This window comes from Falsiroseomonas ponticola, from assembly GCF_016805305.1.
GTDB classification, from domain to species: domain Bacteria; phylum Pseudomonadota; class Alphaproteobacteria; order Acetobacterales; family Acetobacteraceae; genus Falsiroseomonas; species Falsiroseomonas ponticola.
On the sequence record NZ_JAERQN010000012.1, the window covers coordinates 138805 to 163649 of the forward strand.

A 24845-nucleotide genomic window follows, 5' to 3' on the forward strand; every position below is an offset into this window, starting at 1 on the left:
CTGCCAGGCGCAATAGCTAGCCGAAGACGGCCTTGATGGCGGCCTCCGCCACCTCCCGGTCCTGGTCGCCGGTGCCGGAGCCGACGCCGATGCCGCCCACCACCACGCCATCCACGATGATCGGCACCCCGCCCTTGAGGTTGGTCATCCGCCCCTCGGTCGCGATGGCGAGCTTCAGTTCCAGCTCCGGCCCCATGCCGCCGGTGGGCCGGCCGGTGGAGGCCGCGGTTTCCGCCTTGCGCCGCGCCGATTCCACCGACAGCACGCGGGCGCCATCCATGCGGATGAAGGACAGCAGGTTGCAGCCTTCATCCACCACCGCGATGCATTGCGGCTGGCCCATGGATGCCGCGTGGTCCACCGCCGCGCGGATCAGCGCGATCGCGGCCTCATGCGTCAGCTTGGTCGTCGCGCGGGTCAGCGCCATGGGCTCTATCCTTCCGGAAGGTCGGTCACCAGCATGCAGCCGGGCGCATGCGTCGCGTAGTAGGGCAGGCCGGAAGCTTCCAGCGCCGTCAGCGCCGTCAGCCCGCAGGCCCAGAACAGGGATTCCTCCCCGGGTTCGGGCAGCAGCACCTCTCCCCAATCCGGCTTCCCGATATCGAGGATGCCGAGATGCGCGGCATGGCCGCGATGGATCGGCGCGCCATGGCTGCGCGGCAGGCGCCCGGTGATGAAGGAGACGCGGCGCACATCCTCCTGCGCGAAGGGGCGCATGGAGACGACGAGGTTGCCGCTGAAGCGCCCCGCCGGCACGGCGGGGATCCAGGTGCGGAAGAGCGGCCCCTGGATGCCGAGTTCAACATGCCGCATGCGGATGCCGGCGCGGGCCAGCGCGGCTTCCGCCCCGAACCAGCAGCCGATGGCGACCGCGACCATGTCCTTCCGCCAGGCGGCCATCAGGTGCTCGGCCGGCGTCGCGACGCCGTCGCGGTACAGCATGTAGCCCGGCAGGTCGGTCCGCACATCGAGGTCGGCGCCCAGTTCCGGCAGCCGCGGATCGCCCTTCTTGCCGACGGCCAGAAGCGGGCAGGCCGCCGGATTCTCCTCGCAGAAGCGGACGAATTCCTTCGCCGCCTCGGCCGGCAACACCACGAGATTGGCCTGAACATAACCCCGGGCCCGGCCGACACTGAGCCCGCGATACCCCCCCCGCACAAGCTGGCGAAACGCCAGCCCGGTCTCAGACATGACGAATGAAGCCCCCATCCACGCGCAACACCGTGCCCGTGACATAGGATGCGGGATCGGAACAAGCAAAGGCCGCCATCGCCGCGACCTCCTCCGGCCGCGCATAGCGGCCCATCGGAATCTGCGCCCAGGACCGGGTGCGGACCTCCTCCTGGCTGATGCCCTCCCGCGCCGCGGCGGCGGCATCGGTCAGGTGCACGCGTTCGGTGCCGACGCGGCCGGGCATCAGGATGTTCACCGTCACGCCCTGCTTCGCGACCTCCGCCGACAGGGTCTTGGACCAGGCGATGATGCCGGCGCGGATGGAATTCGAGATGCCGAGGACGGGCAGCGGCTGCACCGCGCCGGTGGAGACGACCGTCAGGACGCGGCCCCACCCCGCCGCGCGCATCGCGGGCAGGAAGAGGTCCGTCAGCCGATAGACGGCCAGCGCCATCCCCTGGAAGGCCTCCGTCCAGTCCTTCGGATCGCGCCCCGCCGCGCCGCCATAGGCAGGGCCGCCGGTATTGTTCACCAGGATCTCCGGCGCGCCGAATTCCGACGCGACGCGCGCCGCAAAGGCATCGAGCCCGGCGGTGTCCAACAGGTCCAGCGCGAAGCCCGCCGCGCCCTCCCCCAGCGTCGCAACGGCCTGCGCCGTGGCGGCCCGGTCCCGCGCCGCGATGGCGATGCGGGCACCCTCCGCCGCCAGCGCCTGCGCGATGGCGAGGCCCATGCCGCGATTGCCGCCGAGCACCAGCGCGCGGCGCCCCTTGATGCCTAAATCCATGCGCGGGGTCCGAAGGCGGAGGAGACGGATTGCTCGATGAAGCGCCCGCGGCCCGGCCTGGCGCGCAATTCGCCCTGTTCCACGACGACCTCCCCCCGGGACATGACCAGTTCCGGCCAACCGGTCACGGACATGCCCTCCCACGGCGTATAGTCGACGTCATGGTGCAGCAGGTCGTTGGTGATGGTCACGCGCCGCTCCGGGTCCCAGATGGCGATGTCGGCGTCGGCGCCGATCGCGATCCGCCCCTTGCGGTCCAGCCCATAGGTCGCGGCGTTGTTGGCCGCCGTCAGCGCCACGAAGCGCGGCAGGCTGATGCGGCCCACGACCACACCCTCGCTGAACAGGATCGGCAGGCGCGTCGCCAGCCCCGGCACGCCGTTGGAGACCTTGCGGAAGGGCGCGTTCGGCCCGGCGCGCAGCTTGCCCTCCGCATCGAAGCGGTAGGGCGCGTGGTCGCTGTTGAAGAGGTCGAAGGTCCCATCCTCGATCCCCCGCCAGCAGGCGGCCTGGGAGGCCGTGTCGCGCGGCGGCGGGCTGCACATGACCTTTGCGCCGAGTATGTCGGGCTGGTCGAGGTCCTGTTCCGTCAGCGTCAGGTATTGGGGACAGGTCTCCGCGATCACCGTCACGCCGCGCGCGCGGGCGCGCCGGATCTCCTCCAGCGGTTCGGCGCCGGAGACATGCACGATGACCAGCGGCACGCCCGCAATCTCCCCGAGCGTCAGCGCGCGATGCGTCGCCTCCCGCTCCACCGGCAGCGGGCGCGATGTCGCGTGGAAACGCGGCGCCGTCTGGCCACGCCGTTCCAACCGATCCGCGAGCCAGCCGATGATCTCGTGGTTCTCGGCATGCACCAGAACCACCGCACGTTGGTCCCGCGCCACTTCCAGCACATCGAGGATCTGCGTGTCGGACAGGCGCATCGCCTCATAGGTCATGTAGACCTTGAGGCTGCGGTGGCCCCGCGCGATCAGCGCCGGCAGTTCCTGCCCCAGCACCTCGGGCCTCGGGTCCGCCAGCACCAGGTGGAAGCTGTAGTCGAGGAAGGCGTTGCCCTCGGCGCGCCGGTGGTAGTCCTCCACCGCCGCGCGGAGCGACGCGCCGCGATGCTGCACGGCGAAACTCAGCGTGCAGGTCGTGCCGCCGAAGGCCGCGCTGCGGGTGCCACTCAGGAACCCATCCGCCATGCGCGCACCGGCGGAAGCCAGGCCCGGCGCCTGCACCTGGTCGATATGCACATGCGCATCGATGCCGCCCGGCAGCACCAGGCGGCCGGTGGCATCGATCACGCGATCCGCATCGCCCAGGCGATCCGCAATGGCGGCGATCACGCCATCGCGGATGCCGATATCGGCGCGGAAGACATCGGCCGCGGTGGCGACGGTGCCACCACGGATCACGGTATCGAAGCGGGTCATGGGCTTCGCTAGGCCGGCAAGCGGCGGATGTCCATCGACGGCAGGAAGGAGGGATCAAAGACATCGGCCGGCGCGATCGGCGTCGTCAGGCCGAAGGCGCGGGAGACGGTGGCGACGGAGGTGGCGAAGCGGTCGGCGCGCACCCCGCCCATGCCGTCGGCGCGGCTCTCCTCCGTCGTCATCTGCTTCTCGATCAGCCAGCGCAGCTTCTCCGTCTCCAGCGCCACATCGGTCAGCGGTTCCTTGCGGCGAAGGGCGGCGATGGCGGCGGCGGGATCGGCGGCGGCGGCCTGCCAGCCCCGCGCGGCGGCGGCGGTGAAGCGGCGCACGGCGTCCGGGTTCGTCTCCAGCATGCGCTTGGAGGCGAGGATGCCATTGCCGTAGAGCGGCAGGCCGGTATCGGCGAAATACTGGAAGCGGATGTCCTGCGGCCGCGCACCCGCGCGGACCAGGCCGAAATACATGGTGCTGTCGAAGCCGAGAATGGCGTCCACATCGCCCCGCATCAGGAAGGCTTCCCGCAGGCGCAGGTCGCCATACTGCCAGCGGACGCTGGCGGCATCGATGCCGGCCGTCGCGGCAAAGGCGGGGAAGATGCGGTAGGCGCCATCGGTCAGCGCGGCGCCGATCCGCTTGCCGGCCAGGTCACGCGCCGTCGCGATGCCGGCGCGGGGGAAGGACGCGGCGGAGAGCGGGCTGCGGTAATAGACCATGTAGACGCAGCGCGCGGCGCTGCCCGGGTTCTTGGCGTTGAATTCCAGCAGCACGTTGATGTCGCCGATGCCGAATTCGTAGGTGCCGGAACCGACGCGCGTCACCGCCTCACCCGATCCGCCGCTGCTGTCGAAGGTGCAGCGCAGACCGGCCTCGCGGAACCAGCCGCGTTCCTCCGCCAGGAAGAAGGCGGCGTTCGACCCATCGAAGGGCGCGGCGAGGGAAACCTTCACCTCCAGCGCCTGGGCGCGGACGGCGCCGGCGGCCAGGATGGCGGGGGTGGCGAGCAGCAGGGAACGGCGGGTCGGCATGGGGGTTGCTCCTCGGGATGGCGAGGGGTGTGCTGCAACCGCCGTGCCAGCCCCGGATTGCCGCGAAACCCGATCCCGCGCAGGATTGTGCGCAATCCCGTGCGCGAAGGAGCGGCAGATGGCGGGCGACCCGCATCGCCTCGTGGGCGTCATCAACGCGGCCAACCGCCCCAGGGCGGAGGATGCCGATGCCGTCCACGCCCATCTCTTCGAGGCGATCGTGGACCAGCGCCTGCCGCCCGGCACCAAGCTGACCGAGCGATCGCTGGTGGAGACCTTCGACCTCGGCCGCCGCGCCATCAACGATGCGCTGAAGCGCCTGGTCTGGGAGAGGCTGGCGGTGGCGCCCCCCAACCGCGGCGTCTTCGTGGCCGCCCCGGATGCCGAGGAAGCCCGCGCCATCTTCGCCGCCCGCCGCGCGATCGAGGGCGGCTGCGTGGAAGCCGTGGCCCGCGGCGGCAGCGCGGCCGACGCGAACCTGCTGCTGGAGAACCTGGCGGAGGAACACCGCCTGCGCCGCGCGGGACGGGTGCGGGAGGCGATACGCCTTTCCGGCGGCTTCCACACCCTGGTCGCGCGGCTCTCCGGCAATCCGATCCTGGAGGAACAGGTGCGGCTGCTGGTGGCGCGCACCAGCCTGGTGGTGGCGCTCTATGAGGACCGCGCGGGCCTCGCCTGCTGGCATGACGACCATGAGGAGCTGGTGGCCCTGATCCGCGCGCGCCGGCACCGCGCCGCGGTCACGCTGATGCAGAAGCACCTGGCGGATATCGAGCGCGGCTTGCGGCTGGACCGCCCCTCCACGGAGGGGATCGACATCCGCCTGATGCTGGCCCGGTCCCCTTGACGGCAGCGCGGGGTTCCGTGGGAGGCTGGCGCGAATACGGGGGAGACGGCGCGATGGATGGGCTGGTGCTGCAGGGCTATTTCCGCTCGACCGCCGCCTGGCGGGTGCGGATCGCGCTGAACCTGAAGGGCATGGCCTACGCGAAGGTGTCCCGCCACCTGCGGCGGCGGGAACAGGCGGCGCCCGACTATGTCGCGCTGAACCCGCAGGGGCTGGTGCCGGCGCTGGAGGTGCCGGGCCAGGGCGTGCTGACGCAATCCATGGCGATCGTCGAATGGCTGGAGGAGACGAAGCCCCTGCCGCCGCTGCTGCCCGCCGATCCCTGGGGCCGCGCCCGCGTGCGGTCGCTGGCGCAGATCGTCGCCTGCGACATCCACCCGATCCAGAACCTGCGCGTGCTGGCCTACCTCAAGCACGAGCTGGGGCAGGAACAGCCGGCGATCGACGCCTTCGCGCGCCACTGGATCGAGACGGGGCTGGCGGCGCTGGAGGCGCGCCTCGCGCGGGAGGCGGAGACGGGCCGCTTCTGCCATGGCGATGCGCCGGGCGTGGCCGATCTCTGCCTGGTGCCGCAGCTCGGCAATGCGCGGCGCTTCGGGGTCGACCTCGCGCCCTACCCCACCGTGCTGCGGATCGAGGCCGCCTGCACGGCCCTGCCTGCCTTCCAGGACGCCGCGCCGGACAGGCAGCCCGACGCGGAGTGAGCCTCAGCCGACGCTGTTGCGCAGGACGCCAACGGCATCGACCTCGAATTCCAGCGCATCGCCGCTGCGCAGGAAGCGCGGCGGCTTCTGCGTGGCGCCGGTGCCCTCCGGCGATCCCGTCGCGATCACGTCGCCCGGCTGCAGTGGCGTGATGGTGGAGAGGTAGGCGATCAGCGCGGGGATGCCGAAGAACATCGCGCCCGCCTTGCTGTCCTGCACCGTCTTGCCGTTGAGGCGCGTGCGCAGCGTCAGCTCCTGCCAGTCGCTGACTTCATCGGAGGTGACGACCCAGGGCCCGATGCTGCCGGACTCGAAAAAATTCTTGCCGGCGGTGACGCTGTGGGCCTGCCAGTCGCGCACGGAGCCGTCATTGAGGATGGTGTAGCCGCCGACATGCTCCATCGCATCGGCCTCCGCGATGCGATGGCCGCCGCGGCCGATGACGACGGCGAGTTCGCATTCATAGTCGAACTGCTCCGACACGCCGGGCAGCCGCAGCGCCTGGCCGGGGCCGACCAGCGCCGCCTGGTGCTTGAGGAAGTAGGAGATGTTGGCCGGCCCCTTCACCTCCCCGCCCAGGGGATGCGGCTTCGGGTAGTTCAGGCCGATGCAGAACAGCCGCGAATCCGGCAGCGGATTCAGCAGGGTGATGGCGGAAAGCCGATAGCGCGGGCCGTTGGCATCCGTGCAGGCCATGGCTTCCGCCATGGTCTCGGCGGGCAGGGCAACGACTTCCGCACCCTCCAGCAGCCCGTAGCGCGCGGCACCCCCGGTCGAGAATCGCAGCAGCTTCATCCCCTGGCCCTTTCAGCCTGGCACCACCACCTCCGGCATCGCCGCCAGCAGGGTGCGCGTGATTGCGTGTTGCGGGGCATCGAAGATGGCGGCGGTCGGCCCCTGTTCGACGATCACGCCCCGGTGCAGCAGGGCGACACGGTCGCAGATGTAGCGGATGACGGCCAGATCATGGCTGATGAAGAAGTAGGTCAGGCCGAGCCGGGCCTGGAGATCGACCAGCAGGTTCAGCACCTGCGCCTGGACGGAGACGTCGAGCGCGCTGGTGGGTTCGTCCAGCAGCAGCAGCGCGGGCTCCGTCACCAACGCGCGGGCGATGCCGATACGCTGGCGCTGGCCACCGCTGAATTCATGGGGGTAGCGGTGCAGGTGCTGCGGGCCGAGCCCGACCTGCGCCAGGATTCGCGCCGCGCGCTCCGTCCGGCCGCGCGCATCGAGCCCGATGGCGGCGCGGTGCACCACCAGCGGCTCCGTCACGATGTCATGCACGGACATGCGCGGGTTGAGCGAGGCATAGGGGTCCTGCCAGACCACCTGGATGCGCGCGCGCAGCCGGCGCATGGCCGCGGGCGTCAGCCGCGCCATGTCCTCGCCCTCGAACAGGATGCGGCCGCTGGTGGGCTGATCGAGCCGCAGGATGCAGCGCGCGAGCGTGGACTTGCCGGAGCCCGACTCACCGACCAGGCCGAAGCTCTCGCCCTTCGCGACGCTGAGCGACACGTCGCGCAGCGCGGTGACGGGGTCGGCCCGCCGCAGCAGGCCGCCCCGCGTGAAGGTCTTGGTCAGGCCCTCGATCTCAAGCATGGGCGAGCACGCAGGCCACGCGGTGGCCATCCTCCACCGCGACCGTCGCGGGCAGCGTGGCGCAGGCCGCGCTTGCATGCGCGCAGCGCGGCGCGAAGCGGCAGCCGGGCGGCGGCGACAGCAGGTCCGGCACGCTACCGGCCAGGCCCTGCAGCGCACCGCGCGCGACATGGCGCGTGGGGATCGCGGCCAGCAGCGCCTGGGTATAGGGATGCGCGGGCCGGCGGATCACCTGCGCGACGCGGCCGCTCTCCACGATGTTGCCGGCATACATGACGGCGACATGAGAGCAGAGCTGGGCGACGACGCCGAGGCTGTGGGTGATCAGCATCACCGCCATGCCCGTCTCCGCCACCATCCCCTTCAGCAGCGCCAGCACCTGCGCCTGGACCGAGACATCGAGCGCCGTCGTCGGCTCATCCGCGATCAGCAAGGATGGCCGCCCGATCAGCGCCATGGCGATCAGCACGCGCTGCCGCATGCCGCCAGAGAACTGGTGGGGATAGTCATCGAGCCGCGAGGCCGCGTTGGGGATGCCGACCTTGTCCAACATCCGCGCCGCCAGGTCCCGCGCCGCGGCCCGCGTGGTTCGTTCGGTGTGGCGCGCCGCGGCGAGCGCGACATCGACCAGCTGGTCGCCGATGCGGAAGCTCGGGTTCAAATTCGTCGTCGGGTCCTGGAAGATCATCCCGATGCGGCGGCCGCGCAGCTTACGCAACTCGCCCTCGGGCATCGCCAGCACATCCTGCCCCTCGAACAGGATGCGCCCGCCGCGGTAGCGCGCCGGCGGCGTGGGGACGAGGCGGGAGACGGAAAGCCCCGTCAGCGACTTGCCGCAGCCGGTCTCCCCCACCACACCCCAGATCTCGCGGCGATTGATGGTCAGGTCGATGCCGTTGAGGACATGCGCCTCTCCATCGAAGGATTGCATGCCGAGATGCAGGCCCTGGATCTCCAGCAGCGCCGTCATCGCCGCGCCTTGGGATCGAAGAGGTCGCGCAATCCGTCGCCCAGCAGGTTGAAGCCGAAGACGGCGACGAAGATCGCCATGCCCGGCGCCAGCGCCATCCACCAGAAATCCGGCATGTAGCCGCGCGCGACGGAGAGCATGGCGCCCCATTCCGGCGTCGGTGGCCGCACGCCGATGCCGATGAAGCCGAGCGAGGCGACCGTCAGGATCGCGAAGCCCATGTCGAGCGACATCTTCACGATCACCGGCGTAGCGACGTTGGGCAGGATGTGGCGGAACAGGATGCGCGCGCCGGAAGCGCCGATGGCGCGAGCGGCGGTGACGAACATCTCCTCCTTCCGCGCCATGACCTCCGCGCGCACCAGGCGGGCATAGCCGGGCCACCAGGACAGCGCGATGGCGAAGACCATGTTGGCCATGCCGGCGCCGAGTGCCGCCGCAACGGCCATGGCCAGCATCAGGCCGGGGATGGTGAGCTTGAGGTCGGCGAGGCGCATCAGCACCTCATCCACCCAGCCGCCCGCATAGCCCGCGATGGCGCCGATGACGGTGCCGACCGCCGTGCCCAGCAGCACCACGGCAAGACCGGCGACGATGGAGACGCGCGCGCCCGCCATGACGAGCGAGAGCACATCCTGCCCGACCTCGTTCGTGCCGAAGGGATGCGCCAGCGAGGGCGGGCGGAAGCGCGCGGCCGTGTTCACGCTGCCCGCAACATGCTCCGGAAAGGGCGCGAGCCAAGGCCCCGCCACCGCCAGCAGCAGCAGCCCCGCCACCATCACCAGGCCGAGCACGGAGAGCCAGCTGCGGGAGAAGCGATAGGCAGCGCGGCGGAAGGCCTGCCGCGGGGCGACCGTCGCGCTCATTCCACGCGCACCCGTGGATTGACGAGGCCCTGCGCCACATCGACGAGCAGGTTGGAGAAGACGAAGATGCTGCCGATGACGAGCGTGACGCCGATCACCGGCATGAAATCCTGCGACACCACGGACTTCGTGGCGTAGAGGCCGATGCCGGGCCAGTCGAACACTGTCTCCACCAGCACCGTGCCGCCGAGCAGCCAGCCGAAATAGAGGCCGATCACCGTCAGCGTCGCCGCCACCGCGTTGCGGCTGACATACTTGAACAGGATGAGCGAGCGGGAGAGGCCGAGCGCGCGCTCCGTCAGCACATAATCCTGCTGCAGCACCTCCAGCGTCGAGGCACGCATCATGCGCATGATGGTGGCGAGCGGCGAGAGCGACATGGCGAGCGCGGGCAGCAGCAGGTGCTGGCAGGCGACACCGAAGGCGTAGAGATCACCGGCCACCAGCGCATCGATCGTGAGAAAACCCGTCACCCAGGGTGGCGGGTCCTCCGTGATCGGGAAGCGGCCGGACAGCGGCAGCCAGCCGAGCCACATGGCGAAGCCGAGTTGCAGCAGCAGTCCGAGGAAGAAGCGCGGCATGGAGATGGCGCCCAGCGCCGCGATGCGGGAGACCGCGTCCGGCCAGCGATCCCGCCACACGGCCGTCGCCAGGCCCATCGGCAGCCCGACCGCGACGGCGATGAACATCGCGGCGAAGACCAGTTCCAGCGTCGCCGGCAGGAAGGCCGCAAGGTCCTCCGCCACCGGCCGCCGCGTGAAGATGGAGACGCCGAAATCGCCGCGCAGCAGGCCCGAGAGGTAGCTGCCGTATTGCGTCAGCAGCGGGCGATCCAGGCCGAATTCGCGCGCGACATCGGCGATCTCCGCCGCGCTGGCATTCGGCCCGGCGGCCAGCGCCACCGGGTCCCCCGGCAGCATCCGGCCGATGATGAAGACCAGCACCGTGAGCCCGAGCAGCACCGGCACCGTCAGCAGCAGGCGCCGCAGCAGGAAGCGGATCATGCGGTGCTCCCTGCCGCCTGCCTCATCGCAGCGAAAGCCCCGCGACCTCGATCGCGTTGGACGCGACGGGGACGAAGCGGAAGCCCTGGACGTTGTCGCGCAGCGCCAGCTTGCGGCGTTCCAGCACGCCGAAGATGTCCGGCGCGTCGGCCACCACCTTCTCCTGGAACTGGCGATAGATGGCGATGCGCTTCGCCTCGTCCGGCTCCGACCGCCCGGCCTCGATCAGCGCATCGACCTCCGGGCTGTTGTAGACGGCGTTCTGCCAGTTGCCGTTGCGCGACGAATGGTAGGCGGCGAAAGCGATGTTGTCGGGGTCGCCGTAATTCGCAGTCTGGTAGACCGGGAAGAGGTCCGGGAAGGTCTCCGGCGACCGGCAGGCCGCGACCATGTCCGGCCAGTTCATCGGGCGGATTTCCAGCTCGATATTCAGCTGCTTCAGGCTGTCGAGCATGATGAGCGCCCAGCGCCGCTGCTGGTCCAGCCCCGCGACATGCACCATGGTCAGCTTGATGCCGCCATTCGGGCTGCGCGACCGCGCCAGGTGTTCCCGTGCCTTCGCCAGATCCGTGCGGTAGACGGCGAGATCGGGATTGTGGCCGAGGATTCCGTTGGGCAGCGGGCCCACCATGAGGTCTGCATAGCCCGCCGCATCGGCGATGGCCTGGTAGTTGGTGGCGTAGCTGATCGCCTTGCGCAGTTCCACATCCATCAGCGCGCCGTGCCGCGTATTCAGCTTGATGGAAAAGGTGCGGTACTCCGGCTCGATCACACGGACGATGCCGGGGCGGTCGCGCAGCGCATCCATATCCTCGCTGGTCAGGTCGACCGCGATGTGCGCCTCGCCGCGCTGAAGCTGGAGGCGCTGCGTCGCCGTCTCCCGCACGATGCGCCAGATCGCGCCGGTCAAATTGCCGCCGCCGGGCTTCCAGGCATTCGCCACGCGCTCCAGCTCATAGAGGTTGCCCGCTTCAGCGCGGCGCACGCGGAAGGCGCCGGAGGAGGCGAGGTTGGAGCGCAGGAAGGTCTGCCCGTCATCGCTGCCGAGATTGGCCTCGACCTGCTTCTTGGAGACGATCCAGGCCCAGGGCAGCACCTGCAGGAAGGCCGAGAAGGGCTTCGCGAGCGCAAATCGGACAGTGCCGGCGTCGGGCGCGGTGACACCCTCCGGCGTCACGACACCCTGGATCATCCAGGCATTGCCGCGGTTCAGGCGAATGAGGCGGTGGAAGGAATAGACCACATCCTCCGCCGTCACCGCGCTGCCATCCTGGAACTTCGCCGCCGGGTCCAGCTTGAATTCGTAGGTCAGGCCATCGGCGGAGACGGTCCAGGAGGCCGCGAGGTGCGGCACCGGGCGCGGCGGATTGCCCTCCACCCGCACCAGGCTGTCATAGGTGTTCCGCAGCAGCATGCTGGCGGAATAGCCCGTCGCGATGTGCGGATCGAAGTTGGGGATGTCCTGGTTGGACGCGATCACCAGGATGCGGCGCCCGCCCTGCTGGGCGAAGGCGCCCTCCGGCAGCGTCAGCGCGCCGAGTGCGCCCGCAGCCGTCGCCAGCAATGCGCGCCGCGACAGCGCGGCGGAAATCGGATCGATCATGCCCCTCTCCTTCACGCGGCCGCTTCCGCCGCCATCGCCTTCCCGTAGTCCCGTTGCGCCGCCTGCGGCGAGACGAAGCCGAGTGCCACGTCCCGCGCCAGCTGCGCCGGATCACGCTGCGCAGGGTCGCCATAGCCGGCGCCGCCTGCAAGGGTGAGTTCGACGATTTCGGCGGTGCGAGTCAGTTCCACGAGCTGCCCCGTGCCGCAATCGCGGATCTCCCGCCCCCCGGCATCCAGCACGCGGCCCTGCGCGCCGCCGCCCGGCAGGCCACCGGCCAGGCCCGGGATCGGGTTGCGCACGCCCTCGGGATAGACGGAGACCAGCGTCGGCCGCCCGTCATCGAGCCGCTTGCGCAGCCGCACGCTCTGGCCGAGACCGCCACGGTGCCGCCCGGCGCCGCCGCTATCCACATCGAAGCGCTTGCTCAGCACCAGCACCGGCACGCGGCTTTCCAGCAACTCGATCGAGGTGTTGGAGGCCGAGGTCGGCCAGAGCATGGTGGAAAGCCCGTCGCCGCAATCCGATCCGCCCTGCCCGCCGCCGCAGAACAGCATGTCGGAGTAGAAGCGCCCCGACGCATCCTGGCCGTAGATCGTCGCCGCCACGGCAAGGCCGGTGAAGGCCTGCACCTGGCGCGGTGCCGCATCCTCCAGCGCGCGGAAGATCACCGGCGCCAGGTACCAGCCCGTGCGCGTGCGGATGTTGACCGAGGCCGGCTTGGTGCAGTTGAGGATGGATCCCTCCGGCGCCAGCACGGTGAAGGGCCGGTAGCAGCCGGCATTGCCGCGCACACCGGGCGTCAGCATGCATTTCAGCGGATAGGTCGCATGCGCCGCCGTGTAGTTCATGGTGCAGTTCAACCCGCCCTGCGCCATCTGCGGCGGCGCGCCGGCGAAGTCGATCACCATCTCGTCGCCCTTCACCGTGATGGCGACGGGGTATTCGACCAGCTTGCCGAACGGGTTGTTGCAGATGGTGGAGCGGTAGGTGCCGTCGGGCAGCGCGCGGATCGCGTCGCGCATCGCCTTCTCCGACAGGCCCTGCACCACCTCCGCCAGCGCGCCAAGCTCCTCCATGCCGTAATCGTCCATGAAGGCGAGCAGCCGCTCCGCGCCGATGGCGTTGGCGGTGATGAAGGAGTTGACGTCGCCGACCACCTGATCGCCGTTGCGGACATTCTCGGCCAGCAGGCGGAACAGCGTGTCATTGGGCCGGCCCTGCTCCACCAGCTTCATCGGCGGAATCTGGAAGCCTTCCTCATAGATCTCCCGCGCCCGCATCGAATCCTTGGTGCCGCCGATGTCGGAGACATGGCCGACCGTGCCCATCAGCCCCACCAGCACGCCCTGGCGGAAGACCGGCGTGACCACCGCGATGTCGAAGAGGTGCCCGGCGCAGAGCCAGGGATCGTTGGTGACCAGCACATCGCCGGGCTTCAGCGTCTCCGCGGGGTAGCGTTCCAGCAGCGCCTTCACCGCCCGCGGCAGCGTCAGGTTGAAGACCGGCATGGCGCGCGGGCTGTGGGCCAGCGGTTCGCCGCGATGGTCGAGCAGTTCGCAGGCGAAGTCCTGGCTTTCCGAGATCACGAGGGAGAAGGCGGTGCGGCAGACCGTCAGCCACATCTCCTCCACCACATTCACCAGGCGGGACCACATGATCTCGAGTCCGATGGGATCGGCGGCGATGCGGCGCACTGCCTCCGCGCGGTCCATCGTCGCGGCCACCAGCGTCGCGGCAGCGCGGGGCTGGGCGACGGCGATGCGCAGGTTGAGGCTCTCGTCCACCGTCACGCGATCGCCTGGCGCGATGATGGTCGTGCTCTCCCGCTCCTCGATGATGGCGGGGCCTTCCACGATATCACCGGGGCGCAGCGCGTAGCGGTCATGCACCGTCGCCTCCGTCGCGCCATCGGCGAACCAGGCGCGGCGACGGCCCTTGAGGTGCGACGTGGCCGCCCCGCCGGCGGCGCCGGCCAGCGGCAGCACGGGGGTGGGGCCGGCGGAGCGGACGCGGAAATTCACCGCCTCGATCCGCGCGCCATCCGGCACCATGGTGTAGCGGGCGGAATAGGCGCGGGCGAAGTTCTCCCGGATCGCCGGCAACGAAGCCGCATCGATGCGGCCGGCCGGCAGCTTCACGCTGATGTCGTGCATCTGGCCGACCAGGCGCATATCGGCGCTGCGCTCGACCACCACGTCACCCGCGGCGATGCCTGCCTCCGTGAGGCGCGCGCGGCCCTCCTCCTCCAGCGCGGCCAGCAGCGCATTGATGGCGTCGCTGTCGAAGCCGTCGCGGAACTCGCAGCGCAGGCTGCGGGCACCGTCGAAGGAGAGCGGCGCGGCGAGAAAGCCGAGAGCGGAGGCAGCGCCGGAAGCGGGCGGGATGATCACCTCCGTCACGCCCATCGCACGCGCGACATCGGCGGCGTGGGCCGGCCCGGCGCCGCCGAAGCCGACCATGGCGTAGTGGCGCGGATCCTTGCCCTTCTCCACCAGGTGGACACGGGCCGCGGCGGCCATGCTCTCCACCACCACCTTGTGGATGCCCCAGGCCGCTTCCTCGATGGAGAGGCCGAGCGGTGTCGCGACGGTGGCGACGGCGCGTCGCGCCGCTTCCAGATCGAGCGTCATGCGCCCGCCCAGGAAGAAGCCGGGATCGTAGTAGCCGAGCACGAGATTGGCATCCGTGACGGTCGGCTTCTGGCCGCCCATGCCGTAGCAGGCCGGGCCGGGATCCGATCCCGCGGAATGCGGGCCCACCTTCAGCAGCCCGACCTCATCGATCGCGGCGATGGAGCCGCCGCCGGCGCCGATCTCGATCATCTCGATCGCCGGCGCCTTGATGGGCAGGCCCGATCCGCGGGTGAAGCGCTGCAGCCGCGCGGCTTCCAGCAGCGGCGCGACTTCGGCGCGGCCATCCTCGATCATGCAGGCCTTGGCGGTGGTGCCGCCCATGTCGAAGCTGATGACGTCGGGCTTGCCCGCCAGCGCGCCGAACAGCGCGGTGGCCAGGCCACCGCCGGCGGGACCGCTTTCCAGCAGGCGGATCGGGACCTCGCGCGCCGTCTCCAGCGAGACGAGGCCGCCCGCGGAATGCATCAGCCGCAGCGGCCCGTCATAGCCGCGGGCCGAGAGCGCGCCATGCAGCCGGGCCAGGTAGCCCTGCATCAGTGGCTGGACATAGGCATTGGCGCAGGTGGTGACGATGCGCTGGTATTCGCCCATCTCCGCCACCACGCCGGACGATATCGACACCGCGATGCCCGGATGCCGCGCGCGGATCAGCGCCGCCGACGCGCGCTCATGCGCCGGATTGGCATAGGCATGCAGGAAGGCCACGGCGATGGCCTGGCAGCCCGCGGCGACCAGCGCATCGGCGGCGCGTTCGACGGCACCGGCATCGAGCGGCGTGACGACCGTGCCCTGCGCATCCATCCGCTCCGCGACTTCAAGCCGCAGGTCGCGCGGCACCAGCGGCTGGGGAAACTGGAGGAACAGATCGTAGATGTCGTAGCGCTGTTCCGTGCCCATCTCCAGGATGTCGCGGAAGCCATCCGTCGTGATCAGGCCGAGCTTCGCGCCGCGGCGTTCGATGATGGCGTTCGTCACCAGCGTGGTGCCGTGCACGATCTCGCTGACCTCGGGCAGCGCGATGCCGCGCAGCGCCACCAGCTCCTCCAGCCCCTTCAGCGCGGCCTCGGAGGGGTCATGCGGCGTGGTCAGGCGCTTGTGCAGCGTCACCTGGCCGTCCTGCGCATCCACCAGCACGAAGTCGGTGAAGGTGCCGCCGATATCGAAGCCGATGCGCCAGCGTACGGTGTCCATGCTCATTCTTCCTTCAGGCGCTGCGCTTCACGGGGCGATGCGCGGCATCGCCGGTGATGGCGCCGATGCGCGCGGCGCCGTCCAGCAGCGCGCGCGCGATGTCCCGGCGTTCCGCCGCATCCGTCGTGGCGGCGGGGTAGGAGATGCAGAGGCTGACCACCTCCGCCGTCTCGGGCTCCGCCACCGCCACCGCGATGGCGCCGACGCCGCGATTGGCTTCGTCATGCGATGTCGCGTAGCCGCGGCGGCGCACCTCCGCGAGGCGCCGCAACAGATCCTCGACATCCTGCGGCGCGTTCGGCGATGGCGGCGCGAAGCCGGCGGCGTAGAGGCGCCGCACCTCCGCATCGGCCAGCCGCGCCAGCAGGCTGCGGCCGGTGGCGCTGGCGAAGGCCGGCAGGCGGCGCCCGATGGTGGAGGCGACGCGCAGCGCATTCGTGCCCTGGTGGTCCGTCACCGCCGTCACCTCCAGCCCCGCGCGAAGCGTGACGTAGCCGGTATGGCCGCAGGCGGCGGAAACCTCCGCCACCACCGCATCGGCGCGATCGATCAGGGAGGAGGAGCGCCGATAGGCCCGCGCGACATCCACCAGCAGCAGGCCGGGCCGGTAGCGCTTGCTCTCCCCGACATTCTCCAGCAGCCCGGCATCGCGCATGGCGCGCAGCAGGCGGGACGCGTTGCTCTTCGGCATGCCGAGGCGGCCGACGAGGTCGGTGACCGTGAGTTCCGTGCAATCGGCGCCGTAGCAGCGCAGCACCTGCGCCGCGGCATCGAGGATCGTCACCAGGCCGCCCTTGGCAGAAGTTCCATTAAATGGAACAGTGGTTGCGGAATACGGAACGCTAGGCCCGGCGGCGCGGCCGCGTCAACCGCCTTTCGCCATCCGCCGGGCGCTCTATGCTGGCGCCCATGCTGCGCACCTTCTCCGTCCGTGACGGCCACCTGCATGTGGAGGAAGACGCCCCCGCCGATGCCCTGCCGCTCGGCGTGCTCTGGCTCGACCTGCAAAGCCCCTCCGCGGAGGAGGAGGCGGCGGTGGAGCGCCTGGCGGGCCTCGACATCCCGACGCGCGCGGAGGCCGCGGCGATCGGGGAGAGTGCGCGCCTCTACCTCGAGGACGGCGCCCTGGTGATGACGGCGGCGGTGGTCGCCGGCGTGTCGGAGGGGCGGCGCCCGGTGGCGGCGGATGTCACCTTCGTGCTGACCTCCTCGCTGCTCGTCACCGTGCGGGATGCCGACCCCCTGCCCTTCCGCGCCTTCGTGCAGAAATGCAAGCGGGAGCCCGCGGTGCGGGAGAGGCCGGAGACGGTCTTCCTCGCGCTGGTGGAGACGATCATCGATCGCGCCGCGGAACTGCTGGACGGCGCGCAGGCGGACCTGGAGCGTGTCTCGGCGGAGGCCTTCGCGGATGGGGACCGCCAGGCGCGGCGCCGGCCGATCGATTCCCGCCTGCTGGTCAAGCGGCTCGGCCGCATCAACGCGCTGGCGGCGCGGCTGCGGGAAAGCCTGCTCGGCCTCGGCCGCATGCTCGCCTTCTTCCGGCAGAACGGCGCGGAGGGGCTGCCCGAGCCGGCGCGGCGGCGCCTCGCCTCCATGGAGGGCGACGTGCGCGCGCTGGCGGAGTTCGATGCGCAGCTCTCCAACGAATTGAGCTTCGTGCTGGAGGCGCTGTTCGGCCTGACCAATGCGGAGCAGAACCGCATCATGCGCGTCTTCACCATCGCCTCCGTCCTCTTCCTGCCGCCGACGCTGGTCGGCACCATCTACGGCATGAACTTCGAGGTGATGCCCGAGCTGAAGTGGATGCTCGGCTATCCCATGGCGCTCGGCCTGATGGCCGCTTCCGCCATCCTGCCCTACTGGCTGTTCCGCCGGAACGGCTGGCTGTAGCCATGGGGCTGCCGAATGATCTCCTCGGCGTGCTGCGGCAATGGCTGCCGGCCAGCGCCAGGGCATCGCTGAACCGCTTCCTCTACGAGGCCGCCTACCGCATCCCCGCCGTCGCGCGCAGCGGCTTCTTCAATGGCGGGCTGATGCCGCTGTCGCCGGACCTGATGGAGCTGCCGGGGCTGGGCGGCACGCCATCCCAGGCCAACCTCTATCACTTCGTGATGCTGGACCAGCTGGCCGGGCTGGTCTGGGAACCGGCGCGGCTGCTGGAGATCGGCTGCGGTGCCGGCGGCGGACTGCGCTATGCCCGCGCGGCCTGGCCGCGCAGCGCGCTGATCGGCGTCGATGCCAGCGGCAGCGCCATCGCCGCCGCGACGGCGCGGCTGGCGGGGCAGCCCGGCATCACGGTGATGCAGGCGCGGGGCGAGGCGCTGCCCCTGCCCGATGCGGTCTTCGACGTCGTCATCAGCATCGGCACGCTCACCAATGTCGGCGCCGGCGCCTTCCTGCGGGAAGCCGCGCGGGTGATGCTGCCGGGCGCCTATCTCTCCCTGTCCGCCGGCACGGGCTGGAGCGCGGTGGACTACGCCGCCATGCTCCGGCGCCATGGGGCGGAGGCGGGGCTCGAACTGATCCGCTTCGAGGAGATCACCCCCGGCACCATGGCCGCGATCGCGGCGGATGCGGAGGCGCATGCCGCCATGATCGCGCGCCTGCCCTTCTTCCTGCGGGGCCAGGCGCGGGAATGGGCGGCGCTGCCGGGTAGCGTCCGGCATGCCCGCTACCTCGCCGGTGCCAGGCGCGACATGGCGGCGGTGTTCCAGCGCGTGGCGTGACGGGGTAGCCTCTCCGCAGAGGAGAACGGCCATGGACAATCCCCTGATCCGCCTTGCCGGGTATGCCGCCGGCTGGCGCGCCGCGCCGCTGCCGGGCCTGGTCGAGCATCATGCACGCCGCGCGCTGGTGGATTGGTTCGCGGCCATGCTGCCGGGCTGCCTGCAGCCGCCGGCGACGCTGCTGGCCGCGGCGCTCGCCGGCGAGCGCGGCAGCGGCGGCGCCTTCTGCTACGTGGATGGGGAGGCCGGCGGCATCCGCCACGCCGCCCTGCTGAACGCGGTGGCGAGCCATGTGGTGGAATTCGACGACATCCACCGCGACAGCGGCCTGCATCCCGGCGGCCCCACCATCGCCGCGGCGCTCGCCGCCGCGCAGGCGCGGGGTGCCTCCATGGAGACACTGCTGCGCGCCGTGGTCGCGGGCTATGAGGTCGGCGGGCGCATCGGCCTTGCGATCCAGCCCAGCCACTACCGCAACTGGCACATCACCGGCACGGTCGGCACGATCTGCGCCGCGGTCTCCGCCAGCGTGGTGCTCGGCCTCGATGCCACGCGGATGGCGCATGCGATCGCGACCGCCGCCACCATGGCGGGCGGCCTGCAGCAGGCCTTCCGGGGAGAGGGCATGTCGAAGCCGATGCATCCCGGCCATGCGGCGGAAGCCGGCGCGCTGGCGGCGCTCGCGGCCTCCGGCGGCGTGACCGGGGCGCTGGATGTGCTGCACGGGCCGGTCGGCTTCGCGGCCGCCACCAGCGAGGATGCGGGCAAGTGGGACCGGGCGCTGGCGGGGCTCGGCGAGGCGGTGCCGCTGATCACCGGCATCACCTTCAAGAACCATGGCTGCTGCGGGCACATCTTCGCGGCGCTCGATGGCCTCGACGCGCTGCGGGCGCAGCACGGCTTCGGGGCGGATGACGTCGCCGCGATCCATGTCGGCGGCTATGGCCCCACCAAGGATATCTGCGACCGGCCGGAGGTCTCGACCGAGCAGCAGGCGCGGTTCAGCCTGCAGTATTGCGTGGGCGCCCTGATGGTGCTGGGCGGCGTGCGCGTCGCGGCCTTCACGCCGGAACGGCTGGCGGATCCGCGCATCCGGGCGGTGATGCCGCGCGTCACGGTCTCGCTCGACCCCGAACTGGCCAGCGCCTATCCGGCGCGGCGGGCGGCGAGGCTGCGGGTGACGCTGGCGGATGGGCGGGTGCTCGACCATTTCCAGCCCACCCGGAAGGGCGACCCCGACGCGCCGCTGACCGATGCCGACCTGGCCGCCAAGTTCCGGGAGCTGGCCGTGCCGGTGGTGGGGGCACCGCCGGCGGAGGCGCTGCTGGAGGCGCTGACGAAGGGCACCGCCCTGCCCGGCCGCGTGGCGCTGCTGGCGCGGGCCCGGGCCGCCTGAACCGGCGGGGGCGGCGCCGCGTTCCGCCCCGGCATCGAGGGAGCATGGCATGACGGATCGCGTGGCGCTGGTGACGGGCGCGGCGCGCGGCATCGGCCGCGGCATCGTGGAACGCCTGGCCAGGGACGGCTTCCGCGTGGTGGGCGCGGACCTGGCGGAGGCGCCGCCGGGCCCCGCGCGGATGGTGCGGGCGGATGTGGGCGACCCCGATGCGGTGGCCGCGCTGGTGGCGGGGATCGAGGCCACCGAAGGGCGGCTCGATGTCCTGGTCAGCAATGCGGGCATGATGAAGCGGGCTCCCCTCGATGACCTGGCGCCGGGCGACTGGGACCGGGTGATCCGCACCAATTTGACCGCTTCCTTCCTGCTGGCCCGCGCCGCGGCGCCGCTGCTGCGCCGGCAGGGGGGCGCGATCGTCACCATCGCCTCCACCCGCGCGCGGCAATCGGAGCCGGAGACGGAGGCCTACGCGGCCTCCAAGGGCGGGCTGGTGGCGCTGACGCATGCGCTGGCCATCAGCCTCGGCCCCGCCATCCGGGTGAATTGCGTGAGCCCGGGCTGGATCGCGACCAAGGGGGAGGCGCTGCGGCCGGAGGACCATGCCCAGCATCCCGTGGGCCGCGTCGGCACGGTGGAGGATGTGGCGGGGCTGGTCGCCTGGCTGGCGGGGCCCGATTCCGGCTTCGTGACCGGGGCGGAATTCGTGGTGGATGGGGGCATGACGCGGAAGATGATCTACGCCGAATAACCCGATTGAACGTCGTTGTTTCGGCCGTTCTTGATTTCCACGAACGGGTTATGTATCTGCGGGTCCCGGCGTGATTTACGCCGCCAGAGGACCCCCGCACCATGACCGCCATCCCCGCCTTCCGCCGCCGCTCCCTGCTCGGGCTTGCCGCCGCGGGGCTGTGCATGCCGGTCGTCGCCCGCGCCCAGGGCTGGCCGGAGCGGTCGATCCGCCTCATCGTCCCCGTCGCGCCGGGCGGCAGCCAGGACATCGTGGCGCGGCTTTCGGCGCGGGCGATCGGCGATGTGCTCGGCCAGTCCGTGACGGTGGAGAACCTGCCGGGCGGCGGGTCCAACATCGGCTACGCGGCGGCGGCGCGGGCGGCGGCGGATGGCTATACGCTGCTCGCGGGGTCCGACACGCTGTCCATCACCGGCGCGCTGACGCCGCGCCTGACCTATGATCCGCTCGGCTTCGCGGCGGTGCACCGGACGGTGCGGGTGCCGCAGATCCTGGTGGTGCGCGCCGACCATCCGGCGAAGGATTTCGCCGAGTGGTTCGCGCTGTCGCGGCGGGAGCCGCCGGCGGTGGGCACGCCGGGCAATGGCAGCCTGGCGCATCTGCTGCTGGAACAGCTTTCCCGCGCCGCCGACAGCGCCTGGACCCATGTGCCCTATCGCGGCGGGGCGCTGGCGGTGAACGACCTGATGGCCGGGCAGCTGCAGGGCGTGATGATCAATATCGGCGCCGTCACCGACCATGTGCGCGGCGGGCGGCTGCGCGGCCTGGCGGTGTCCGCCGATGCCCGCACCGCCGCGCTGCCGGAGGTGCCGACGCTCGGCGAACTCGGGCTCGGCGCCATCACCGCGGTGGGCTGGCACGGGCTGGTGGCGCCGGCGGGGACGGACCCTGCCATCGTCGCGCGGCTCAATGCCGCCAGCCGCGCCGCGGCGAAGCGCGCCGACGTGGCGGAACGCTTCGCGGGGCTGGGCGTGGAGCCGACGGATGAGGGGCCGGAGGTGCTGGCCGCCGCGATCCGGGACGATGCCGCCCGCTATGCCGAGGTGGTCCGGCGCTTCAACATCCGGGCGGAGTGAGGCGCCCGGCGCCGGCCCGGTGTGGCTTTGAGGCCACTAACCCCTTTAAGCCGATTATGCCGATTAGAGGCTTTTAGCACCGATTCTCATGCCCTCGGCAGGCGGGGCGTGAGGTCGGCGCGGAGCCCCCGCGCCTCCAGCGCCGCCAGGCGGGCGGGCAGCGCGGCCAGCAGGCGGCGCTGCGCGGCTTCCGGCAGCAGGGACCAGGCGCCGATCTCCTCCCCGGTCCGGCCGCAGCCGATGCAATGGCCGGTCAGCCGGTCCAGCACGCAGACCTGAATGCAGGGACTGGGTGCGGTCACGCGCCCGCCGCCGCGCGGCCGGCGAGGAAGCCGAGCACGAAGCTCTGCGCCAGGCCGTTGCCCGGGATGTAGCCCGCCGTGCCCGTGCCGCTGATGCCGCAGGCGACGCCACCGGCGGCGAAGAGGCGCGGGATGGCGGTGCCATCCGGGCGCAGCACGCGCGCCACCGCATCCACCCGCGCGCCGCCCTGGGTATGGGCCAGCGCGCCGGTGATCTCCGCCGCGTAGAAGGGGGCGGCGAGCGGCGCCTTCCAGTGGCGGCGGCCGAAGGGGTCCGTCGCCTCCCCCTTCGCGCAGGCGATGGCCTGCGCGAGGGTTTCCGCCAGCACGGCTTCCGGCAGGCCGAAATGGGCGGCGAGGTTGGCCACGCTGTCGAACCGCCGCATGGCGCCGAGTTCGACGGCGCGGCGGAAGGGGCCGCCGGCCTGGGCGGCCTGCTGCGCGTGTTCGTCCCAGATCTCCACCGCCCGGCCCTCGGGCTGGGAGAGGAGGACGCCCGTCATCTCGCTGGGGCCCATGTCTTCCGCGCAGAAGCGCCGGCCTTCGCGGTTGACCATGACGGAGCCGAGCGCGGGGAGCGAGGCGCCGAAGCGGGGGCGCACCGTGCCGATCAGGTGGGGCGAGACATGGGGCTGGCCCTGGTAGGCGTCCATGCATTGCATCTCCGCCCCCAGTTCCGCCGCCACGCGCACGCCGAAGCCGGTGGACCCCGCGCCGCCGGCATGGACGGCGTGGCGGGCGGGGGGTGCGAAGCGGGCCAGCAGGTCCGGCGCGCCGCCATAGCCGCCGGTGGCGAGGATGGTGGCCCCGGCCTCCGCATGGTGGGTGGTGCCGTCGCGGGTATAGGTGGCGCCGGTGATGTCCGGCAGCAGGGCGGTGACCTCAGCCCCGTCCTGGAAGGTGATGGCGGGGAAGCGGGCGAGGGCGGCGCGGAGCAGGGTGTTGAACTCGGTGCCGCTTTCGCCGGGGGTGGCGTGCAGGCGCTTCACGGCGTGGCCGGGCCAGTCGGTGGTGGTGTGGAGGTGGAGCGGCACGCCGGCCGGGCCATCGATGAAGTCGGCCGTGGCGGCGGCACCTTCGGCCACGCTGCGCAGCAGCAGCTCCGGCACCGTGTCGCCGTTCTTGGCGCGGACATCGGCGATGAAGAGGTCGGGGCTGTCCTCGATGCCGAGTTCGCGCTGCCAGCGCGTGCCGGGGGCGGAGAAGAGGCCGCCGGAGGTGGCGAAGGTGGAGGGCTGGCCGGAATCGAGCAGCAGGACGCGGGCGCCGTGATGGGCCGCGGCGAGGGCGGCAACCAGGCCGGCGGCGCCGGCGCCGGCGACGAGGACGTCATGCGTGTTCATGGCCGGGACCATCGCGCGGGTTGGGGGTGCTGTGAAGCAGGGAGGGCTTGATTCGAGACGGTCCAGGGGCGGTTCGCCCCTGGTGGGTGGGGTGTGGAGAGGGCGAAGCCCTCACCACCGATCTGCTGGCGGTAAGTGACTGATCCCGTTTCCGCTTCTGGTGATGCCCCCTCACCACCCGATGGGGGGAGAGGGCTCTGTCCTGCTTGACAGGGGCCGTGGGCGGCGGCGCAGTTGGCGCGCCAAACCGGGGGTGCCTGACCATGTTCCGACGCAGCCTGCTTGCCGCTGCCCTTGCCCTGCCCGCGCTGAAGGGCGCCGGGGCGCAGGCGCCCTGGCCGGACCGGCCGGTGCGGCTGGTGAACCCCTTCACCGCGGGGTCCGCGACCGATGTGGTGGCGCGGCTGGTGACGACGGACCTCTCGGAGCGGCTGGGCCAGCAATTCCTGGTGGACAACCGGACGGGCGCTTCCGGCAATATCGGCACGGAATTCGTGGCGCGGTCGCGGCCGGATGGGCAGACGCTGCTCGTCGGATCCCCGGGCACCATGGGCATCAACCCCTTCCTGTTCCGCACCCTGCCCTATGACGCCACGCGGGATTTCGTGGCGGTGTCGCATACCGTGTCCTTCCCCCAGGTGGTGGTGGTGAACCCGAACGGGCCGATCCGCAGCATCGCGGACCTGGTGGCGGCGGCGCGGGCCCGGCCGGGGGCGCTGAACTACGGGTCCTCCGGCGCCGGATCGACGGCGCATCTGGCGGTGGAGCTGCTGCGCGCCGCGACCGGCATCGACATGGTGCATGTGCCCTTCCGCGGCGGCACCCAGGCGGTGCAGGCGGTGATGCAGGATGAGGTGCAGGTGGCGGTGGAGGGGTTGCCCTCCCTCCCCGGCTTCCTCTCCGGCGGGCAGTTGCGGGCGATCGGCGTGACCTCCGCCGAGCGGTCGCCGAAGATCCCGGAGGTGCCGGCGGTGTCGGAGACGGTGCCGGGCTTCGATGCCGCGGCCTGGGTGATCTTCTTCGCGCCCACGGGCACGCCGGCGCCCTTCATCGAGCGGCTGTCGGCGGAGATCCGGATCTCGCTCAACCGGCCGCAGGTGCGGGACCGGCTGCTCGATTTGGGCGCGACGGTGGTGGCGAGCGACCCCGCGACGACCACGGCCTTCCACCGGCGGGAGCTGGAGAAGTGGAAGCGGGCGGTGGAGCTGTCCGGCGCGCGGGTGGATTAGCTGACCGCGCGGTCAGGATATCCTGGCCGCGGTGACTGGGTTCGCTGAACGGGCGGTCAGGGAATGGCCGGGCGCAAGCGTGGCGTTTGGCGAGGGGGATGATGCCCTGGCACGGGCGCGCCCTGCAAGGAAATAATGCCTATATCCTGATCGGGTAGGGGCGGTGGCCCCCCTCACCCGACCCTCTCCCCCCGTTGGG

General features: G+C 71.3%; 23 protein-coding genes. 8 read left to right on the forward strand and 15 right to left on the reverse strand.

Translation table 11 applies throughout. The features are described 5' to 3' along the window. Positions 1 to 16 precede the first annotated feature (16 nt). The 5 genes from JJI54_RS26900 to JJI54_RS26920 all read right to left on the reverse strand — a co-directional run bounded on the left by JJI54_RS26900 (position 17) and on the right by JJI54_RS26920 (position 4406). Positions 17 to 427, reverse strand: coding sequence for a GlcG/HbpS family heme-binding protein (locus JJI54_RS26900; protein ID WP_203076503.1), 411 nt, complete (start codon positions 425 to 427; stop codon positions 17 to 19). 5 nt (positions 428 to 432) lie between these two features. After that, entirely contained in the window at positions 433 to 1092 is a 660-nt protein-coding gene (locus tag JJI54_RS26905) for a D-glutamate cyclase family protein (RefSeq protein WP_318987591.1), read from the reverse strand. 91 nt (positions 1093 to 1183) lie between these two features. Beyond that, positions 1184 to 1960: an SDR family oxidoreductase gene (locus JJI54_RS26910; protein WP_203076505.1), complete on the reverse strand. Its 777-nt coding sequence runs from the start codon at positions 1958 to 1960 to the stop codon at positions 1184 to 1186. Next, on the reverse strand, positions 1951 to 3381 hold the full coding sequence (gene hydA / locus JJI54_RS26915) for a dihydropyrimidinase (RefSeq protein WP_203076506.1): 1431 nt from the start codon (positions 3379 to 3381) through the stop codon (positions 1951 to 1953). Before hydA ends, JJI54_RS26910 begins: the two co-directional genes overlap by 10 nt. Before the next feature lie 8 nt (positions 3382 to 3389). Further along, the gene (locus JJI54_RS26920; RefSeq protein WP_203076507.1) at positions 3390 to 4406 is read right to left on the reverse strand and encodes an ABC transporter substrate-binding protein; all 1017 of its coding nucleotides are present in this window, start codon (positions 4404 to 4406) and stop codon (positions 3390 to 3392) included. Positions 4407 to 4524: 118 nt separating this feature from the next. On the opposite strand from JJI54_RS26920, the gene JJI54_RS26925 reads away from it, so the two are divergent. Beyond that, positions 4525 to 5253, forward strand: a complete 729-nt coding sequence (locus JJI54_RS26925; protein ID WP_203076508.1) for a GntR family transcriptional regulator — start codon at positions 4525 to 4527, stop codon at positions 5251 to 5253. Between the two features lie 53 nt (positions 5254 to 5306). Further along, the gene (maiA, locus tag JJI54_RS26930; protein ID WP_404817633.1) at positions 5307 to 5957 is read left to right on the forward strand and encodes a maleylacetoacetate isomerase; all 651 of its coding nucleotides are present in this window, start codon (positions 5307 to 5309) and stop codon (positions 5955 to 5957) included. A gap of 3 nt (positions 5958 to 5960) precedes the next feature. On the opposite strand, the gene JJI54_RS26935 is transcribed toward maiA, so the two are convergent. The 8 genes from JJI54_RS26935 to JJI54_RS26970 are packed head-to-tail and all read right to left on the reverse strand — an operon-like array spanning position 5961 to position 16610. Continuing rightward, positions 5961 to 6752, reverse strand: coding sequence for a fumarylacetoacetate hydrolase family protein (locus JJI54_RS26935; RefSeq protein ID WP_203076509.1), 792 nt, complete (start codon positions 6750 to 6752; stop codon positions 5961 to 5963). Between the two features lie 12 nt (positions 6753 to 6764). After that, positions 6765 to 7556, reverse strand: a complete 792-nt coding sequence (locus tag JJI54_RS26940) for an ATP-binding cassette domain-containing protein (RefSeq protein WP_203076510.1) — start codon at positions 7554 to 7556, stop codon at positions 6765 to 6767. Continuing rightward, on the reverse strand, positions 7549 to 8526 hold the full coding sequence (locus JJI54_RS26945) for an ABC transporter ATP-binding protein (RefSeq protein WP_203076511.1): 978 nt from the start codon (positions 8524 to 8526) through the stop codon (positions 7549 to 7551). Before JJI54_RS26945 ends, JJI54_RS26940 begins: the two co-directional genes overlap by 8 nt. Continuing rightward, complete coding sequence (locus tag JJI54_RS26950; protein ID WP_203076512.1) at positions 8523 to 9392, reverse strand: ABC transporter permease; 870 nt, start codon at positions 9390 to 9392, stop codon at positions 8523 to 8525. Before JJI54_RS26950 ends, JJI54_RS26945 begins: the two co-directional genes overlap by 4 nt. Further along, positions 9389 to 10396: an ABC transporter permease gene (locus JJI54_RS26955; protein ID WP_203076513.1), complete on the reverse strand. Its 1008-nt coding sequence runs from the start codon at positions 10394 to 10396 to the stop codon at positions 9389 to 9391. The genes JJI54_RS26950 and JJI54_RS26955 overlap by 4 nt, the downstream gene beginning before the upstream one ends. 22 nt (positions 10397 to 10418) lie before the next feature. Beyond that, positions 10419 to 11999: an ABC transporter substrate-binding protein gene (locus tag JJI54_RS26960; protein WP_203076514.1), complete on the reverse strand. Its 1581-nt coding sequence runs from the start codon at positions 11997 to 11999 to the stop codon at positions 10419 to 10421. 11 nt (positions 12000 to 12010) lie between these two features. Continuing rightward, positions 12011 to 15826 (reverse strand): hydantoinase B/oxoprolinase family protein, encoded by a 3816-nt coding sequence (locus JJI54_RS26965; protein ID WP_226382151.1) that lies wholly within the window; start codon positions 15824 to 15826, stop codon positions 12011 to 12013. A 13-nt stretch (positions 15827 to 15839) separates the two neighbouring features. Beyond that, entirely contained in the window at positions 15840 to 16610 is a 771-nt protein-coding gene (locus tag JJI54_RS26970) for an IclR family transcriptional regulator (protein WP_203076516.1), read from the reverse strand. A 125-nt stretch (positions 16611 to 16735) separates the two neighbouring features. Here JJI54_RS26970 and JJI54_RS26975 point away from each other — a divergent pair, with 125 nt between their 5' ends. The 5 genes from JJI54_RS26975 to JJI54_RS26995 all read left to right on the forward strand — a co-directional run bounded on the left by JJI54_RS26975 (position 16736) and on the right by JJI54_RS26995 (position 21772). Beyond that, complete coding sequence (locus JJI54_RS26975) at positions 16736 to 17716, forward strand: magnesium transporter CorA family protein (RefSeq protein WP_203076517.1); 981 nt, start codon at positions 16736 to 16738, stop codon at positions 17714 to 17716. Between the two features lie 2 nt (positions 17717 to 17718). Continuing rightward, positions 17719 to 18552, forward strand: coding sequence for a class I SAM-dependent methyltransferase (locus JJI54_RS26980; protein WP_203076518.1), 834 nt, complete (start codon positions 17719 to 17721; stop codon positions 18550 to 18552). 31 nt (positions 18553 to 18583) lie between these two features. Continuing rightward, a complete protein-coding gene (locus tag JJI54_RS26985; protein WP_203076519.1) occupies positions 18584 to 19948 on the forward strand; it encodes an MmgE/PrpD family protein in 1365 nt (454 codons plus the stop codon). A 49-nt stretch (positions 19949 to 19997) separates the two neighbouring features. Further along, entirely contained in the window at positions 19998 to 20696 is a 699-nt protein-coding gene (locus JJI54_RS26990; RefSeq protein ID WP_203076520.1) for an SDR family oxidoreductase, read from the forward strand. 101 nt (positions 20697 to 20797) lie between these two features. After that, on the forward strand, positions 20798 to 21772 hold the full coding sequence (locus JJI54_RS26995) for a Bug family tripartite tricarboxylate transporter substrate binding protein (RefSeq protein ID WP_203076521.1): 975 nt from the start codon (positions 20798 to 20800) through the stop codon (positions 21770 to 21772). An 86-nt stretch (positions 21773 to 21858) separates the two neighbouring features. Here JJI54_RS26995 and JJI54_RS27000 read toward each other — a convergent pair whose 3' ends face one another. Both JJI54_RS27000 and JJI54_RS27005 read right to left on the reverse strand, forming a co-directional pair. Beyond that, entirely contained in the window at positions 21859 to 22074 is a 216-nt protein-coding gene (locus JJI54_RS27000; protein ID WP_203076522.1) for a DUF1289 domain-containing protein, read from the reverse strand. Next, on the reverse strand, positions 22071 to 23417 hold the full coding sequence (locus JJI54_RS27005) for an FAD-dependent oxidoreductase (RefSeq protein ID WP_203076523.1): 1347 nt from the start codon (positions 23415 to 23417) through the stop codon (positions 22071 to 22073). Before JJI54_RS27005 ends, JJI54_RS27000 begins: the two co-directional genes overlap by 4 nt. Positions 23418 to 23680: 263 nt before the next feature. On the opposite strand from JJI54_RS27005, the gene JJI54_RS27010 reads away from it, so the two are divergent. Next, positions 23681 to 24646, forward strand: coding sequence for a Bug family tripartite tricarboxylate transporter substrate binding protein (locus JJI54_RS27010; RefSeq protein WP_203076524.1), 966 nt, complete (start codon positions 23681 to 23683; stop codon positions 24644 to 24646). Positions 24647 to 24845 lie beyond the last annotated feature (199 nt).